Below are 17,005 nucleotides of genomic sequence, written 5' to 3'. Positions count from 1 at the left end.
CCGGTCCCTCCTTGTTTCGCCAGCTCTTATCCGCATCTTTTCCATATGATTGTATCAAAATTAGTCTCTTTCTCAAAGAACCGTTTTGAGTCTACGTCCTTATTGTCGCAATATTATCGCGCTTCTCGAATAATTATTGCGTACTATATAGTTATTCATTATACTATATTCAGATTAAATGTACCATTCATATTCAGGGAGTGAGAGCAGATGGAAAGAGAATTGGCATTGGAAATCGTTCGCGTCACCGAGCTCGCGGCGCTATCGGCGGCAAGCTGGATGGGCCGTGGAGATAAAAATCAGGCTGACGGCGCCGCTACGACGGCCATGCGCGCCATGTTCGATTCCGTTTCCATCCGTGGAACCGTCGTTATTGGTGAAGGGGAAATGGACGAAGCCCCGATGCTTTATATCGGAGAAGCAGTCGGCAACGGACAAGGACCGGAGGTCGACGTCGCGGTGGATCCGCTTGAGGGCACAGAGCTCGTTGCCAAAGGTTTAAACAACGCCTTGGCAGTCATCGCCATTGCGGGCAAGGGGCAGCTGCTTCACGCTCCGGATATGTATATGGAGAAGCTGGCCGTCGGACCGGCATTAGCCGGTAAATTAAGTCTCGACGATCCACTCGAGACAACCTTGGAACGCGCCGCCGACTTGTTAGGCAAGCCATTGAGCAATTTAACCGTCATGATCTTGGATCGTGATCGGCACCGTGAACGTATTCATACACTGCGCCGCGTTGGCGTGCGCATTAAATTTCTGAGCGACGGCGACGTCGCGGGAGCAATGGCACCTGCTCTGTCTGAATCGGGCATCGATTTGTACGTCGGTTCCGGAGGAGCTCCCGAGGGCGTGCTCGCCGCCGCTGCGCTGCGTTGTCTCGGTGGCGAGCTGATCGGCAGACTCATGCCGGGCAACGAGGAAGAAATCACCCGCTGCCGCGAGATGGGCATTGACGATCCGTACAAAATATTGAGCATGGACGATATGGTCGGTAACGGGGACGTTATCTTTGCGGCTACCGGCATTACCCCAGGCGAATTTCTAAGCGGCGTGCGCTATACGAACGATCACCGTGCGGAGACCCACTCGATCGTCATGCGAGCCAAAACGCGCACAATACGCTTCATTCAATCGAGTCACTACTTGCCGAACAAACAGTTGCTCAGCGATATTTTGAACGCCCAGGATTGAACTTCATCGTTTCTATGTTAATATTTATTTACATTAAATATTAACATGGAGGAAGGTTATCTCATGAGCTTTTTGTTTTTTACCGCCGTCGGCCTGATCGCAGCTACCTTCGGTAGCCTTGTCGGTCTCGGCGGCGGTATTATTATTGTGCCTGCACTCGTTTATTTAGGCCCATTGTTCGTCGGGCAGACGATATCCGTCTCCACGGCGGTCGGCACTTCGCTTGCCGTACTTATATTTACCGCGCTTTCTTCAACCTTAGCATTCTTGAAGCAGAAGCGCGTGGATTTTAGAAGCGGCTTGCTTTATTTCATGACATGCGGGCCCGCAGCCATGCTGGGCTCCTACGTGACGCAATTCGTTGATGCGCAATCGTTTCAGTTGTACTTCGGTTTCTTTATGATGTTCATGGCCATACTGCTCATCCTTCGTGATTATATCAAACCGATCAATGTCCGCTGGAGCGTTCAGCGCACTTACATAGATGCTTCAGGACAAACGTTCGAGTACGGTTACAGCCTGATTCCAGCACTGGCCATCGGCTCGGCCGTCGGCTTTATTTCAGGTCTGTTCGGAATCGGCGGAGGCTCGTTGTTCGTTCCGGCCATGGTACTCCTGTTTCGTTATCCGCCGCATGTCGCTACCGCCACTTCGATGTTCGTGATTTTGCTATCTTCGGTGATGGGCACCGTGACGAAGCTGAGTCTTGGAGAGGTGGACCTATGGATGGTCCTTTGCCTGGCTCCTACGGCGGTGCTCGGCGGTTGGTTAGGCGCTCAAATCGCCAGCCGTCTAAGCAGCAAGAAACTGCTATGGGTGCTACGCATCTCCTTCGTATTGATCGCTTCCAAAATGATCCTCGAAGGCCTCAACATCATCTAACAACACCGCATAATTCTCCTCCTCCTATCCAACACTAAGATAACTTTATGGATAAGGGGGAGGCACCGTGTATCCTCGTATAGGAATGAATCTCGCTTGGACGACGATGCTCAGCATCGCGTTGACGTCCTGTTCGGCACAACCCCATCCTCATACAACACCGCAAGCGTCCCCTTGGACAAGTCAAGGGAATTCAAAACAGGCCCAGGCGTCCAACGATACACCTTCAACACGAAATACGGGTTCCACATCGTCCCCCCATACACGAATCGAAAGCTTGACTCCGTCCATTCCCGACAAAGTCCCTGCTGCGCCCGTTAAGCCGACACCGGAAGTTCATACGGAAACCGTCCCGGCGCCTGCCCAGCAGCAGGTTGTCCCTAAGAAGGCAGCTAAGACGCAAGCTCCGCCAAAAACCGTATCCGCCAAAACCGGTAAACAGAAACAAACGAACCACACGACGGCTGCGGCGCAAAACCAGCGTCTAACGCTCTCTCAGCTTGTAAAAAAGTATCCCCAGCTTTTACGATTACGCGGTTCTTCGACCGGTAAAAAAGTCGCTCTTACCTTTGACGATGCGCCTGATCTTAAGTTTACCCCCCAAGTGCTCGATATTTTGAAAAAATATCACGTGCAGGCGACCTTCTTCATTGTCGGTTCACAAGCCGAGAAGCATCCGGAAGTCGTGAAACGCATCGTCAATGAAGGACATGTTATCGGCAATCATTCCTATTCGCATCCGCTGTTCACCAAACTGGACGAGCAATCCTTTCAGCATCAGATTCTGCAAACGCAAGACACCTTGCACAGCTTAATTGGCTACAGACCGAGACTAATCCGTCCACCCTACGGTGAAATCAGCGAGAATCAACTTCTATGGACTTCGGATCGTGGTTACCTTGTTGTCAATTGGAACGTTGATTCGATGGACTGGAAGCAATTAAATGAGCCTCAAGTGACTTCCAATATCTTGCATCACACCAAAGCCGGTTCAATCGTTCTTCAACATTCCGGGGGTGGCTCTACCCAAGATTTAAGCGGCACCGTTCGCGCATTGCCTCATGTTATCGAGAAGTTACAAGGCCAAGGTTATCGTCTTGTCACTTTACCGGAATTGCTTAACGTCCCGAAAGGAAAATAAAAGAAAAACACATATAAAAAAAAGCATAGAGAGCGAATAATTCGCTCTCTATGCTTTGATGCCGGTAGAGGGACTTGAACCCCCACGGTTTCCCTCACGATTTTGAGTCGCGCGCGTCTGCCAATTCCGCCATACCGGCTGGTGGCGTGCCCTAAGAGATTCGAACTCCTGACCTTTTGATTCGTAGTCAAACGCTCTATCCAGCTGAGCTAAGGGCACATAAAACAATTAGATTGGAGTGGTGCCGAAGACCAGACTTGAACTGGTACGGTAGTCACCTACCGCAGGATTTTAAGTCCTGTGCGTCTGCCGATTCCGCCACTCCGGCGTAAGATTGGAGGCGCCACCCAGACTCGAACTGGGGGTAAAGCTTTTGCAGAGCTCTGCCTTACCACTTGGCTATGGCGCCACACAGCTATAAAATTGGAGCGGAAGACGGGACTCGAACCCGCGACCCTCGCCTTGGCAAGGCGATGCTCTACCACTGAGCCACTTCCGCAAGAATGAAACTGGGGATCTAGGATTCGAACCTAGGCATGACGGAGTCAAAGTCCGTTGCCTTACCGCTTGGCTAATCCCCAATGTGAGTTTAGAAAAATGGGGCGATCGATGGGACTTGAACCCACGAATGCTGGAGCCACAGACCAGTGCGTTAACCCCTTCGCCACGACCGCCATATGAAATTTGTTTGGCAGGGGCAGCAGGAATCGAACCCACACCAAAGGTTTTGGAGACCTTTGTTCTACCTTTAAACTATGCCCCTATGAAAATGGTGGAGGCTGATGGATTCGAACCACCGAACTCGTCAGAGAACAGATTTACAGTCTGCTGCGTTTGGCCACTTCGCTAAGCCTCCATATGAAACTGTGGTGCCGCCGAGAGGACTTGAACCCCCAACCTACTGATTACAAGTCAGTTGCTCTACCAATTGAGCTACAGCGGCATAATGGTGGCTCGGGACGGAATCGAACCGCCGACACGAGGATTTTCAGTCCTCTGCTCTACCGACTGAGCTACCGAGCCTAACCTTACAAATCCATTCATAGTTTAAATAATGGCGGAGCCGACGGGATTCGAACCCGCGGTCTCCTGCGTGACAGGCAGGCATGTTAGGCCTCTACACCACGGCTCCACACTATGTATTCAATATCGAAGCTATGATCTCCGAGATGAATTTGGTTGCGGGGGCAGGATTTGAACCTGCGGCCTTCGGGTTATGAGCCCGACGAGCTACCGGGCTGCTCCACCCCGCGTCGTTAAACAAAAAGCAATTATGGTGGAGGCTGACGGGATCGAACCGCCGACCCTCTGCTTGTAAGGCAGATGCTCTCCCAGCTGAGCTAAGCCTCCATAATGGTGACCCGTAGGGGATTCGAACCCCTGTTACCTCCGTGAAAGGGAGGTGTCTTAACCCCTTGACCAACGGGCCTTGCGAATACTTATTCTGCAGTTCTACGGAGAGAGAGGGATTCGAACCCTCGAGACGCTTGTGACGCCTACACGATTTCCAATCGTGCTCCTTCGGCCAACTCGGACACCTCTCCATATGGCTCCCCGAACAGGACTCGAACCTGTGACAACTCGATTAACAGTCGAGTGCTCTACCAACTGAGCTATCGGGGAATATTACTTCAGAGCTTACGCCCTGAAAACTGGATACGAAACTCAGCATGCTGAATGCTTTGACTTCACTAAAGTGAAAGTCTTTTTTGGATAAGCCCTCGACCGATTAGTATTCGTCAGCTCCACACGTTGCCGCGCTTCCACCCCGAACCTATCAACCTCGTCGTCTACAAGGGGTCTTACTAATTGGGAAATCTCATCTTGAGGGGGGCTTCACGCTTAGATGCTTTCAGCGCTTATCCCGTCCGTACTTGGCTATCCAGCCGTGCTCCTGGCGGAACAACTGGTACACCAGCGGTACGTCCATCCCGGTCCTCTCGTACTAAGGACAGCTCCTCTCAAATTTCCTGCGCCCACGACAGATAGGGACCGAACTGTCTCACGACGTTCTGAACCCAGCTCGCGTACCGCTTTAATGGGCGAACAGCCCAACCCTTGGGACCTACTTCAGCCCCAGGATGCGATGAGCCGACATCGAGGTGCCAAACCTCCCCGTCGATGTGGACTCTTGGGGGAGATAAGCCTGTTATCCCCAGGGTAGCTTTTATCCGTTGAGCGATGGCCCTTCCATGCGGTACCACCGGATCACTAAGCCCGACTTTCGTCCCTGCTCGACCTGTTTGTCTCGCAGTCAAGCTCCCTTATGCCTTTGCACTCTTCGAATGATTTCCAACCATTCTGAGGGAACCTTGGGGCGCCTCCGTTACTCTTTAGGAGGCGACCGCCCCAGTCAAACTGCCCACCTGACACTGTCCCCGTACCGGTTCACGGTACCAGGTTAGAACTCCGATACGATCAGGGTGGTATCCCAACGGCGCCTCCACCCACGCTGGCGCGCAGGCTTCCCAGGCTCCCACCTATCCTGTACAGATCGTACCAAAGTCCAATATCAAGCTGCAGTAAAGCTCCATGGGGTCTTTCCGTCTTGTCGCGGGTAACCTGCATCTTCACAGGTATTAAAATTTCACCGGATCTCTCGTCGAGACAGCGCCCAAGTCGTTACGCCATTCGTGCGGGTCAGAATTTACCTGACAAGGAATTTCGCTACCTTAGGACCGTTATAGTTACGGCCGCCGTTTACTGGGGCTTCGGTTCACAGCTTCGGGTTACCCCTAACCGCTCCCCTTAACCTTCCAGCACCGGGCAGGCGTCAGCCCGTATACTTCGCCTTGCGGCTTCGCACAGACCTGTGTTTTTGCTAAACAGTCGCTTGGGCCTTTTCACTGCGGCCCCCTCGGGCTATTCACCCTACCGAGGCACCCCTTCTCCCGAAGTTACGGGGTCATTTTGCCGAGTTCCTTAACGAGAGTTCTTCCGAGCGCCTTAGCATGCTCTGCTCGCCTACCTGTGTCGGTTTGCGGTACGGGCACCTTCTCCCTGGCTAGAGGCTTTTCTTGGCAGCCTGAACTCATGACCTTCGGTACTTAAATTTCCCTCCCCATCACAGCCCAGCCTTACGGTGTGCGGATTTGCCTGCACACCAGCCTCACTGCTTGGACGAGCATCCATCAGCTCGCGTCACTATCCTTCTGCGTCACCCCATTGCTCATAACGGTTCACGGTGGTACAGGAATTTCAACCTGTTGTCCTTCGACTACGCCTTTCGGCCTCGCCTTAGGTCCCGACTTACCCTGAGCGGACGAACCTTCCTCAGGAACCCTTAGGCTTACGGCGGATCAGATTCTCACTGATCTTTTCGTTACTCATACCGGCATTCTCACTTGTATGCAGTCCACCAGTCCTCACGATCCAGCTTCTACCCGCATACAACGCTCCCCTACTGCCCGCATCGTGTTCACTCCAGCTTCGAAGTAGGATGTTTAGCCCCTGGAGACATTTAGCCAGATTCTTTCATCAACTTTAGTCGTTGAATCTGGCGAATGTCCCGTGGCCAAACATGACCTCAAAGACGCAGTGAACACGATGCTGACTCATAGCTTCGGTGGTGTGTTTAGCCCCGTTACATTTTCGGCGCAGAGTCACTCGACCAGTGAGCTATTACGCACTCTTTCAATGGTGGCTGCTTCTAAGCCAACATCCTGGTTGTCTGTGCAACTCCACATCCTTTCCCACTTAACACACACTTGGGGACCTTAGCTGATGATCTGGGCTGTTTCCCTCTTGACAATGGATCTTAGCACTCACTGTCTGACTCCCGGGATAACGTCTGTGGCATTCAGAGTTTGACTGGACTTGGTAACCCTTGGCGGGCCCCGCACCCAATCAGTGCTTTACCTCCACGACGCATCTCCCGAGGCTAGCCCTAAAGCTATTTCGGGGAGAACCAGCTATCTCCGAGTTCGATTGGAATTTCTCCGCTACCCCCACCTCATCCCCGAATTTTTCAACATTCGTGGGTTCGGGCCTCCAGTGCGTGTTACCGCACCTTCACCCTGGACAGGGGTAGATCACACGGTTTCGGGTCTACGCCTACAAACTATTTCGCCCTATTCAGACTCGCTTTCGCTGCGGCTACGGCTTCTCACCTTAACCTTGCTTGCAAACGTAACTCGCCGGTTCATTCTACAAAAGGCACGCCATCACCCATGAACGGGCTCTGACTTCTTGTAAGCACACGGTTTCAGGTTCTTTTTCACTCCGCTCCCGCGGTTCTTTTCACCTTTCCCTCACGGTACTGCTTCACTATCGGTCACCAGGGAGTATTTAGCCTTGGCAGATGGTCCTGCCGGATTCAGACGGGGTTTCACGTGTCCCGCCCTACTCAGGATACGCCTAGGGTGTTCGCAGACTTTTGGTTACGGGGCTTTTACCCTCTATGGCCGGCCTTTCCAGACCTGTTCGCCTAACCTGCTGCACCCACGACGGCGTCCTACAACCCCAAGGAGCAAGCTCCTTGGTTTGGGCTAATCCGCTTTCGCTCGCCGCTACTGACGGAATCACTTTTGTTTTCTTTTCCTGAGGGTACTTAGATGTTTCAGTTCCCCTCGTATGCCTCCTATGCAGCTATGTATTCACTGCATGGTACGTGAGTATTACCTCACGCGGGTTCCCCCATTCGGACATCCCCGGATCAATGCCTGCTTACGGCTCCCCGAGGCGTTATCGTTGTTCGCCACGTCCTTCTTCGGCTCCTGGTGCCTAGGCATCCTCCGTGTGCTCTTTATAGCTTATCCAGCTATCACTTGTACGACCGAAGTCGTACCGGATTTTGATTCAGCATTTGTTGCTTTGTTTCGTTTATCCAGTTTTCAAGGAACAAGTTCTTGCTGCCGTTCAACCGGCAGGAAAGTCATCTTACCATAATGCCGATCGCTCGACAAGAGGTAGTTTTTGGTGGAGCCAAGCGGGATCGAACCGCTGACCTCCTGCTTGCAAGGCAGGCGCTCTCCCAGCTGAGCTATGGCCCCAAACATTATGAAATTTATGGTGGGCCCTAGTGGACTCGAACCACCGACCTCACCCTTATCAGGGGTGCGCTCTAACCAGCTGAGCTAAGGGCCCTCATGTTGACCTTATTCATCCACACAAGGTGGATTCGCTTGGCGACGTTCTACTCTCCCAGGACCCTGCGGTCCAAGTACCATCGACGCTGGAAGGCTTAACGTTCGTGTTCGGGATGGGTACGCGTGGTTCCCTTCCGCCATCATCACCAAACGAATCGGTTAGCGGACTAACCGAGAAAGGCTATTGCGCCTTTCAAAACTAAACATCGAAATGAGTGCTTCTGTATACAGCAGTGGTGCTGCTGTAGATTTGTCCGCCACCCTGCAGGTGACATGGACTCCATAGAAAGGAGGTGATCCAGCCGCACCTTCCGATACGGCTACCTTGTTACGACTTCACCCCAATCATCTACCCCACCTTCGGCGGCTGGCTCCTTGCGGTTACCCCACCGACTTCGGGTGTTGTAAACTCTCGTGGTGTGACGGGCGGTGTGTACAAGACCCGGGAACGTATTCACCGCGGCATGCTGATCCGCGATTACTAGCAATTCCGACTTCATGCAGGCGAGTTGCAGCCTGCAATCCGAACTGAGACCGGCTTCTAAGGATTCGCTCCATCTCGCGACTTCGCCTCCCGTTGTACCGGCCATTGTAGTACGTGTGTAGCCCAGGTCATAAGGGGCATGATGATTTGACGTCATCCCCACCTTCCTCCGGTTTGTCACCGGCAGTCAACTTAGAGTGCCCAACTGAATGCTGGCAACTAAGTTCAAGGGTTGCGCTCGTTGCGGGACTTAACCCAACATCTCACGACACGAGCTGACGACAACCATGCACCACCTGTCTCCTCTGCCCCGAAGGGAAGGTACATCTCTGTACCGGTCAGAGGGATGTCAAGACCTGGTAAGGTTCTTCGCGTTGCTTCGAATTAAACCACATACTCCACTGCTTGTGCGGGTCCCCGTCAATTCCTTTGAGTTTCACTCTTGCGAGCGTACTCCCCAGGCGGAGTGCTTATTGTGTTTACTTCGGCACCAAGGGTATCGAAACCCCTAACACCTAGCACTCATCGTTTACGGCGTGGACTACCAGGGTATCTAATCCTGTTTGCTCCCCACGCTTTCGCGCCTCAGCGTCAGTTACAGTCCAGAAAGCCGCCTTCGCCACTGGTGTTCCTCCACATCTCTACGCATTTCACCGCTACACGTGGAATTCCGCTTTCCTCTCCTGCACTCAAGTCTCCCAGTTTTCAGTGCGAACCGGGGTTGAGCCCCGGGCTTAAACACCAAACTTAAAAGACCGCCTGCGCGCGCTTTACGCCCAATAATTCCGGACAACGCTTGCCCCCTACGTATTACCGCGGCTGCTGGCACGTAGTTAGCCGGGGCTTTCTTCTCAAGTACCGTCACCCTCAGAGCAGTTACTCTCCGAGGCGTTCTTCCTTGGCAACAGAGCTTTACGATCCGAAAACCTTCATCACTCACGCGGCGTTGCTCCGTCAGGCTTGCGCCCATTGCGGAAGATTCCCTACTGCTGCCTCCCGTAGGAGTCTGGGCCGTGTCTCAGTCCCAGTGTGGCCGATCACCCTCTCAGGTCGGCTACGCATCGTCGCCTTGGTGGGCCATTACCCCACCAACTAGCTAATGCGCCGCAGGCCCATCCGTAAGCCATAGGTTGCCCCATGTTTCATGATTCCCCCATGCGGAGAAACCAGCTATCCGGTCTTAGCTACCGTTTCCGGTAGTTATCCCGATCTTACAGGCAGGTTGCCTACGTGTTACTCACCCGTCCGCCGCTAACCATCCCCGAAGGAATGGTCCGCTCGACTTGCATGTATTAGGCACGCCGCCAGCGTTCGTCCTGAGCCAGGATCAAACTCTCCATTAAAGTAGAAAGCTGACTTGCTCATTGTTGAAGCTAGCTGAGATATTGCTATCTCTTATTTAAGGCACTCACTCGATGTTCAGTTTTCAAAGGGCAATTGTCCGACAAAGCCGCGTTCTCACGCCATTTCTTCTTTGTCATTTATTGTCGCTTCGTTTAGCGGCGACTTTTATAATATACCACATTCACCTAACTCAATGCAAGCATTTTTTATTTCCAATTCTTCACTGCTTGCTTCTCACCTTCTTAAAAGATAAGTCCTTTTAAGCGGCGAGAATTAATTTAACATATGCCTAAGTCGAAAGTCAAGCTAGTAGCCAAATTTTTTTTCTGTCTTAAAAAGAAGGGGCAGGCAGTCCTGCGCAGCCCCTTCCCACTCCTATTCGATCATGCCTTCAACCGGACTGCTGGCTGATGCATACCGCTTCTTAGGTATTCGTCCGGCCAAAAAACCTTTGCGTCCGGCTTCAACGGCAAGCTTAAATGCTTCAGCCATTAAAGCAGGGTTAGCCGCGCCGGCCACGGCCGTATTCAATAACACACCGTCGGCGCCCAATTCCATCGCAAGCGCAGCATCCGCCGGACCGCCGATGCCCGCATCGACAATAATCGGCACCTTCGCTTCTTCAATAATAAACCGCAGGTTGCCCGGGTTCACAATCCCTTGGCCCGAACCTATTGGAGAAGCGCCCGGCATGACCGCAGCGGCACCCGCTTCTTGAAGCTTTCTTGCCAAGATTGGATCGTCCGACGTGTAAGGCAGCACGATAAAACCTTCTTCTACTAATATCTTGGTCGCTTCCAGAGTGCCTACAGGATCGGGAAGGAGCGTTCTCGGATCGCCGATGACTTCAACCTTGATCATATCGCATAGTCCGGACGCTTTGGCTAAACGGGCAATTCTCACCGCTTCATCGACGGTGTAAGCTCCTGCCGTATTCGGAAGCAGTCTGAATTTCCTCAGATCAAGCGTTTCTAGAAAATTAGGTGCTTCCGGATTGTCTATCGGCAGACGGCGAATCGCGAATGTGAGCAACTCGGCTTCCGAAGCCCGAACTGCATCCGCCTGAATGTCCAGCGACGTAAACTTGCCCGTGCCAAGCAGCAAACGCGATTTAAACTCATAGGGACCGATTTTCAACAGGTCAGTCATGTTATTCTTTCTCCTTTTCTAGTACGATTCTAGTACGATGGTTTAACTCAAGCTCATGAAGACTTAACCGCCACCCACAAAATGAACGATTTCCAATTGATCGCCTTCCTGTAAGGGTGTGCTTTCATACTGATGCCGTTCAATAATTACACGGTTTAGTTCGACGACTAATATTTTGTGCTGCAACTTAAAAAAACCGAGCAGCTCCGCGACCGTCGCCACGCCGCTTACCTCGCGCACTTCTCCGTTAACGACCAACTTCAACGGTGTCCCTCCTCCGATTTTTGCCCGGCTCAAGCAAAAAAAGCCAACCTGTGCAGGTTGACTTCATGACCAAATGCCGAATGATCGCTCATGCATTCGTCCACTTCCCTACGCTGGCATCATCCAGTGACGTCCGCACGAAATGGCGCGGGCCGCCGAGTCAGGTTCCAAGGGTCAAAGAAAGCTTCTTTATCTCAGCCCCGCATCTTGAGGCTCCCCTAGTGGCTATTCGATTGTCTATCATTATATCATATCACCTGGTTTTTGACACCTCTGACATCCCGATATCGCAGCTCCAGCAATTTCAGTTCGGGATCGGCCGTCACTACAACCTCTTTGGCGAGCGATTTCTTGACGAGTTTATTCAACAGCAGAGGAAGTTCGTTCCTGACGTCGGACAGCCCCGGCGACTGCTGCAGCTCTTGCACACTCCAAGCTTCCTCGCGGCTGGCAAGTAAATTGAGCAGCGGCTTACAGCAGCGCTGCATTTTGGACATGACGGAAAACTCACATGCCAGCAGTACTAATTCGACCCGCTGCTTCAGTGTCTCTTTGCTCAAGGTAAGCTCCTCATACAGCTTGTATACGCCGGGATTGATCATTCTCACCTGGCTCCAGACCGTCACCTCCGGGTGGTAGCCCGCTTCGACAATCACGATGCGCGCCCAATGGTGCAGCGCTTCCAGTATAATGTTGTAAGCGTCAAGAAGGTGTTCTTCCGCCAAATAGTCTTTGCTCTGCGTGTAACTGCGCAAAAACTTGGAAAACTCGATCAGCAGCTTATGCTCCCTTAATTCGGCAGGGAACTCCAGCATCCGATGACGCAGACTCTCCAGATACGTTTCGCGATCCAAAAGTATCTCCCCTTTTAAGATCCAGAAAATGAAATTGCGCTGCTCGCCGTGCAGGATCAATTCGTCGAGCGACTCGGGAGTGATCCATCTTTCTTGTATACGCAACTTGTCTTTTATATAATGAATTTGTTGATGCGCACGATCGACTTGACTGCTGACGACGAGTATCAGATAATCAAAGCCGTCGGTTACAGCTGAATATAGCGACTGATGATCAACCGCAAGCACGCTAAGGACGGTGGCATCGTGCCGGAATCTTTGTAAACACTGGTGTTTTAACGATTCCATGAGTAGAAAAAAGCCCCCTGACTTAAAAGAAGCATGAATTGATCGTTATGTTCTATATTCTTATGTATTTCTACATGAATCCTCAATTTCCTGCATTTTTTTGTGACAAAACTCACAATTCTTAAGCGAAAGAAGTGACGTATCGTGCGATTCAAATCCAGTAAGGCTAACGAGTTCCGATTATGGGGATTGCTGCTTACGATGGGCGGCATGGCGCTTATGATTCTGGGCTTGGCGGGTATCGTTTTCGAATGGGGGACGGCCGGGCGGTTTTTCGCCGCGGTCGGAATGGTGATCGGCGCAATCATGATGCTGGTCAGCATGGGCATCTATTTCGCGGCCGGTATGATGTCCACAAGCGCTGTCGTCGTCGTTTGTCCGGAATGCGGCAAAGCGACGAAAATTATCGGCAAAACGGATCGATGCATGTTTTGTAAAACGATCCTTTCTTTGGACCCGGCTCACGCGCCCAAAGAAAACGACGAGCCCGTTGTCGGTGTAACCGATACCGTATCAAAAGAAGAACGCACGACGACTACGTAGTGTCGAGCCTAAACGAAAAAGCGGCTGACCTTCGCTCAGGGCGAGGGACAAGCCGCTTTTTTTGTCAGGCTATCTTACTTCAATTCCTCATTCACCCATTTCCAGGCTTCCGGCACTTCAAATCCTCTGCGCCATGAAGCGACGCCGGCCAGATCATACTTTTTAACGAGTGCGATTCTCGCCCGAACGCTCGTTTCGTCTTCAATCCAAATTTTTGCGGGCTTGCCTTCTTCCGTAAACTCCAAGTAATTTTGTCCGGACTCCTCGTCAAATTTCGCTTCGATCTTCTGTTCGCGCATAATCCGCTGGGGCATCTCCATAAATACGGCCCTGGAGCTGACGGTCGTCTTGCCGTCCTTCACGCCTTCCGTCCATACGCGAGAATAAAAGGGAATGCCGAGAATCAGCTTGGAGGGCGGGATTTTATCCTCTTTCAGCAGGCCTTGGATCGAGCTTTCTACCCAGGGCAAGGACGCGACGGAACCCGCTTTCGGACTGCTCGCCCAATGCTCGTCGTACGCCATCAGCATCATATAATCGACCGATTCGATCAGCGCCTTCCGGTCGTAAAACATCGACCACATTTCGCTGCCTGAGCGCGGCGTCACATCTATAGAGACGACGAGACCTTGTTCATGCAGAAGCGGCGTCATTTCCCGAACGAATTGAACAAGGTTCTGCTTGTCGTCCAGGTCGACATTCTCGAAGTCGATGTTAATCCCCTGCAGGCCATACATTTGAGCAAAGCTCAGCAGCTGCTTCGTCATCTTCATCCGCTTGTCGTAAGTGGATAAAGCTTCTGTCGTCCGTTTCGGATCAAAGCCATTGCTGAACAGCGCCCACACCTGGTAGCCTCTGGACTTCGCCCATTTCACGTAGGCGGGGTCGGCCAAATTTTGCAAATTGCCGTCGCCGTCCTGCAAGTGAAACCAGGTCGGACTGACGACATCGAGTCCGGGCATTGCCGGAATTTTGGATGTGTCCGGATTTTTACTGACGACGTGCTCCCAGGTCACGTTGATTTTACCGGTAATCGGCTGCTTCGGCATAAAAGCCGGTTCAGGCGCTTTGGCCGGTACGGTCTCCTCGCGGTCAGCAGCCAATTGCTCCTTGCGTACGTAGCCTGTATAGCCGCTAACAAGCTGAACGCGATACCAATCGCCTTCTTCTCCCCATACGATCACGCTCTCCTGCTGCCTCAAATCGGCCAAAATCGGAGCTTTGATCGATGGGCTGCGCCGCATGTCAATCGTCTTATCGGGCTTCCCGTCATAAGCGACTGTTTTAAACCAGCGGATGGTCTCTCCTTCTTTAAACAGGAGAACCGCGCCCGATTCGGCCGATTCGCGCAAATCGATCTGGTACAAATCTTTCAACGGTTCTATCGGCAAGTATAGCTTGCCATTCGATTTCTCCAGCGGGAACTTCAGCGTAAACGACTTTTCGTTAATCAAACCGGTCAATTCACTCGTTCGCAGCCGAACCACTTTATTTTGCGTCGTGATGATGGTGGACTCCGTTTTTTGCTCATAAACGAGGGTTGAATCGATCCGTTCTCGAACGGTTTCAAAAGACAGCTTCAGCGATTCCTTGCTGCCGATAGCCGGGTCTTTCATCATCCCTCCCTGATAAAAGACGGGTTTCGGATTTCCTTGAAAGTCGGGCTGCACATGCTGCCGATTCGGGACATAGACCGCCCAATAATAAGTGCCGAGGATGAGTGCGCAGCCGATAGCCAACATGAATAACAGCCACCTTATTGTGCGGTTCTTATTGCTGCGGGTTCCCCCGGCCGGTGGAAATTTCGAATCCATAGTTTCACTCCTGTGTGCGGTCGGGTTGTAAAAAAAAGGACGCATTCGTTTCCTGCCTTACCGGCGGAAACCGAACACGTCCATTATACCGTAATTCTAGTAAACTATCATGTTGTCTTCATAGCGCACTCGGAGCAAATGCCGTAAACTTCCACCCGATGGCTCTTTACGCGAAATCCGGTCATCTCCCCGGCTGCCCGCTCCAGCTCATCAAGCGGCTTATAGGCAAAATCAACCAGCTTGCCGCATGATTCGCAAAGCGCATGATAATGATCCGACAGATCTGCATCGAACCGGCTGGAATTATCGCCATACGTCATTTCACGAACTAATCCCGCTTCGAGGAACACCTTCAAATTGTTATACACCGTCGCTACGCTCATGCTGGGAAACTGAGGAGATAGAGCTTTGTATATTTCATCCGCCGTCGGATGCGTCATCGTATTCAGCAAATAGGAAAGAATGGCGTGACGCTGCGGCGTCATCCGTACTCCCATCGTCTTCAGCTTATGAAGCGCTTGCCCCAATGCATTCATTGTGTTCACCGCCCAACCCAAGATAAACCGATACGCCATCCCATCCAAAAGACCGGCGCGCTGCCCTGGTGATGCGAGGGTAGAAGTACAGCAACTTATACGTTCCGATCAACCAAGGAAATCTGTATCACTTTATTTTACCCGTGTTTTCACCTAATTGTCAATCGGACGCTTTGACGGATAGGGAACTGTTCGTTTCGATATGAATGGTATGTGCGCCGCTGCCGATCGTTCCGTGAATCGTCTTCTTCTCCACGGTAAGCGGCAGGTCGGTATGGACTGTACCCTGGTCTGCTTCACCATTCACCCGGTAATTGCCGCTTCTCGGTAGCTTTAATTCAATATCGCCGTGAGAAGTCTTCACGTCCCAATCGCCTTCGACCTGCGAAGAGACGATATGAACCTTACCGTTCGTCGTTTCCGTCTTCAATTGCTTGAACGCGCCGTCTGCCGAGATCGAGCCGTTGGTCGTCTCCGCCTCCAGCCCGCCCGTATGCCGGTTGACGACAAGCTCGCCGTTGTTCGATTCCAGTCGCGCGTCCCCGCGATGATCGGTTAACTCCAGACGGCCGTTGGTCGTTTCCAGCGAAATTTCGCCGCGTGTTTTTGCGGATTTCACTTCACCGTTCGTCGTTTTCAGGTGAATCTCGCCCTCCAACTCGGTAATCACAATCCGGCCATTCGTCGATTCGGCAGAGAACGATTGTTTGATCGGGAGCTGAGCCGCTTCAATTATTCCGTTCTTCAAATACAGCGACATGCTGGTCGGGTGATGCGAAGGCACGGTGATCGTCAAATCCATACGCGGTTTACGCTTGCCGATGAAGCCGGTGCCATATTCTTTAGGCACGGTGCGAATATCCAGCGTACTGCCGTTCAGCGTATGTTCGATGGTCGAGGCTTCGGCGATTTCCTGGGCCTCGCTGTCAGAGTCCGTATTCACGTAGACGGTCAGATCAATCTCGACTTGGTCTACGCTTCCGGGCTTCACCATGATGTTCCCGTTCGTATTGTCGATCTTCACATTGTCAACATCGGATGGCATCGGGATTTTCGTGACGCCTTTGTCAAATCGCTTGCCGTCGCGGAAACCTTCGATCACGTCGCCGATATGAATGCCTTCAAAGCCTTTCAAACCTTCAAACCGCTTAAAAATGTCGGTGGTTTGCGTACTGAACAGTACGACGGCGGAAACGACTACCGCAAAGACCAGACCGCCGATATCGAGACGCAGCGGGCGGCTCCCGTCACCGTACCTCATGTTGTAAAAAATATATTCCAGTCCCAGCATAATGAACAAGGCCGGCCACCAATCCAGCAGCCGGCTCGCGAGCCCTGCATCCGTCAGTTTATCGGCGATGACGGCGCCTCCGACAAGCACGAGAATGAGGGCTGCGGTGTAGCGGCCTACTTTTAACATGCGGA

General features: G+C 52.2%; 10 protein-coding genes, 19 tRNA genes, 3 rRNA genes and 1 riboswitch. Of the genes, 4 read left to right on the top strand and 28 right to left on the bottom strand.

Annotated features, from left to right (window positions below; genetic code table 11):
* The first annotated feature begins 210 nt into the window (after positions 1-210).
* From glpX to ACZ439_RS17680, 3 genes are all read left to right on the top strand, one after another.
* Complete coding sequence (glpX, locus tag ACZ439_RS17690; RefSeq protein WP_127608201.1) at positions 211-1,194, top strand: class II fructose-bisphosphatase; 984 nt, start codon at positions 211-213, stop codon at positions 1,192-1,194.
* Positions 1,195-1,257: 63 nt separating this feature from the next.
* Positions 1,258-2,076 (top strand): sulfite exporter TauE/SafE family protein, encoded by an 819-nt coding sequence (locus tag ACZ439_RS17685; protein ID WP_127608202.1) that lies wholly within the window; start codon positions 1,258-1,260, stop codon positions 2,074-2,076.
* Positions 2,077-2,143: 67 nt separating this feature from the next.
* On the top strand, positions 2,144-3,217 hold the full coding sequence (locus ACZ439_RS17680) for a polysaccharide deacetylase family protein (protein WP_330164574.1): 1,074 nt from the start codon (positions 2,144-2,146) through the stop codon (positions 3,215-3,217).
* A gap of 59 nt (positions 3,218-3,276) precedes the next feature.
* Here ACZ439_RS17680 and ACZ439_RS17675 read toward each other — a convergent pair.
* From ACZ439_RS17675 to ACZ439_RS17555, 25 genes are all read right to left on the bottom strand, one after another.
* Positions 3,277-3,356: transfer RNA gene (locus ACZ439_RS17675), tRNA-Leu, on the bottom strand.
* Between the two features lie 3 nt (positions 3,357-3,359).
* Positions 3,360-3,436, bottom strand: a tRNA-Arg gene (locus ACZ439_RS17670).
* A gap of 20 nt (positions 3,437-3,456) precedes the next feature.
* Positions 3,457-3,545 (bottom strand) — tRNA-Leu (locus ACZ439_RS17665).
* A 7-nt stretch (positions 3,546-3,552) separates the two neighbouring features.
* A tRNA-Cys gene (locus ACZ439_RS17660) sits at positions 3,553-3,626 on the bottom strand.
* A 15-nt stretch (positions 3,627-3,641) separates the two neighbouring features.
* A tRNA-Gly gene (locus tag ACZ439_RS17655) sits at positions 3,642-3,716 on the bottom strand.
* Positions 3,717-3,726: 10 nt separating this feature from the next.
* A tRNA-Gln gene (locus tag ACZ439_RS17650) sits at positions 3,727-3,798 on the bottom strand.
* A 17-nt stretch (positions 3,799-3,815) separates the two neighbouring features.
* A tRNA-His gene (locus tag ACZ439_RS17645) sits at positions 3,816-3,891 on the bottom strand.
* Between the two features lie 15 nt (positions 3,892-3,906).
* Positions 3,907-3,980, bottom strand: a tRNA-Trp gene (locus tag ACZ439_RS17640).
* 7 nt (positions 3,981-3,987) lie between these two features.
* Positions 3,988-4,073, bottom strand: a tRNA-Tyr gene (locus ACZ439_RS17635).
* An 11-nt stretch (positions 4,074-4,084) separates the two neighbouring features.
* Positions 4,085-4,160, bottom strand: a tRNA-Thr gene (locus ACZ439_RS17630).
* A 4-nt stretch (positions 4,161-4,164) separates the two neighbouring features.
* Positions 4,165-4,240, bottom strand: a tRNA-Phe gene (locus tag ACZ439_RS17625).
* Positions 4,241-4,272: 32 nt separating this feature from the next.
* Positions 4,273-4,349: transfer RNA gene (locus ACZ439_RS17620), tRNA-Asp, on the bottom strand.
* A 44-nt stretch (positions 4,350-4,393) separates the two neighbouring features.
* Positions 4,394-4,470, bottom strand: a tRNA-Met gene (locus tag ACZ439_RS17615).
* Positions 4,471-4,491: 21 nt separating this feature from the next.
* Positions 4,492-4,567, bottom strand: a tRNA-Val gene (locus ACZ439_RS17610).
* 4 nt (positions 4,568-4,571) lie between these two features.
* Positions 4,572-4,646: transfer RNA gene (locus ACZ439_RS17605), tRNA-Glu, on the bottom strand.
* A 26-nt stretch (positions 4,647-4,672) separates the two neighbouring features.
* Positions 4,673-4,761 (bottom strand) — tRNA-Ser (locus tag ACZ439_RS17600).
* A gap of 3 nt (positions 4,762-4,764) precedes the next feature.
* Positions 4,765-4,840: transfer RNA gene (locus tag ACZ439_RS17595), tRNA-Asn, on the bottom strand.
* A gap of 86 nt (positions 4,841-4,926) precedes the next feature.
* Positions 4,927-7,974: ribosomal RNA gene (locus ACZ439_RS17590) — 23S ribosomal RNA — on the bottom strand.
* Between the two features lie 158 nt (positions 7,975-8,132).
* A tRNA-Ala gene (locus tag ACZ439_RS17585) sits at positions 8,133-8,208 on the bottom strand.
* Positions 8,209-8,225: 17 nt separating this feature from the next.
* Positions 8,226-8,302: transfer RNA gene (locus ACZ439_RS17580), tRNA-Ile, on the bottom strand.
* Positions 8,303-8,338: 36 nt separating this feature from the next.
* Positions 8,339-8,455 (bottom strand): 5S ribosomal RNA (gene rrf / locus ACZ439_RS17575).
* Positions 8,456-8,590: 135 nt separating this feature from the next.
* Positions 8,591-10,131: ribosomal RNA gene (locus ACZ439_RS17570) — 16S ribosomal RNA — on the bottom strand.
* The 16S, 23S and 5S rRNA genes sit together here with 19 tRNA genes alongside, the layout of an rRNA operon.
* Positions 10,132-10,507: 376 nt before the next feature.
* On the bottom strand, positions 10,508-11,281 hold the full coding sequence (locus ACZ439_RS17565; protein ID WP_464619987.1) for a thiazole synthase: 774 nt from the start codon (positions 11,279-11,281) through the stop codon (positions 10,508-10,510).
* 63 nt (positions 11,282-11,344) lie between these two features.
* Positions 11,345-11,545: a sulfur carrier protein ThiS gene (gene thiS / locus ACZ439_RS17560; protein WP_201318063.1), complete on the bottom strand. Its 201-nt coding sequence runs from the start codon at positions 11,543-11,545 to the stop codon at positions 11,345-11,347.
* An 88-nt stretch (positions 11,546-11,633) separates the two neighbouring features.
* A riboswitch (TPP riboswitch) is annotated at positions 11,634-11,775 on the bottom strand.
* A gap of 18 nt (positions 11,776-11,793) precedes the next feature.
* On the bottom strand, positions 11,794-12,687 hold the full coding sequence (locus tag ACZ439_RS17555; RefSeq protein ID WP_141336587.1) for a nucleotidyltransferase-like protein: 894 nt from the start codon (positions 12,685-12,687) through the stop codon (positions 11,794-11,796).
* Positions 12,688-12,831: 144 nt separating this feature from the next.
* Here ACZ439_RS17555 and ACZ439_RS17550 point away from each other — a divergent pair, with 144 nt between their 5' ends.
* Positions 12,832-13,230: a DUF2614 family zinc ribbon-containing protein gene (locus ACZ439_RS17550; RefSeq protein WP_127609918.1), complete on the top strand. Its 399-nt coding sequence runs from the start codon at positions 12,832-12,834 to the stop codon at positions 13,228-13,230.
* A gap of 74 nt (positions 13,231-13,304) precedes the next feature.
* Here the strand turns inward: ACZ439_RS17550 and ACZ439_RS17545 are convergent, their stop codons facing one another.
* The 3 genes from ACZ439_RS17545 to ACZ439_RS17535 form a co-directional block, all read right to left on the bottom strand.
* Positions 13,305-14,972 (bottom strand): glycosyl hydrolase family 18 protein, encoded by a 1,668-nt coding sequence (locus ACZ439_RS17545; protein WP_464619986.1) that lies wholly within the window; start codon positions 14,970-14,972, stop codon positions 13,305-13,307.
* A 179-nt stretch (positions 14,973-15,151) separates the two neighbouring features.
* A complete protein-coding gene (gene perR, locus ACZ439_RS17540; RefSeq protein WP_054798219.1) occupies positions 15,152-15,580 on the bottom strand; it encodes a peroxide-responsive transcriptional repressor PerR in 429 nt (142 codons plus the stop codon).
* A gap of 160 nt (positions 15,581-15,740) precedes the next feature.
* Complete coding sequence (locus tag ACZ439_RS17535) at positions 15,741-17,000, bottom strand: DUF4097 family beta strand repeat-containing protein (protein WP_127609914.1); 1,260 nt, start codon at positions 16,998-17,000, stop codon at positions 15,741-15,743.
* Between the last annotated feature and the right edge of the window lie 5 nt (positions 17,001-17,005).

The sequence above is a fragment of the Paenibacillus sp. JCM 9796 genome (genome assembly GCF_055379675.1).
Note: the sequence above shows the minus strand (reverse complement) of the source record. Positions and strands in the feature narration are given on the sequence as shown.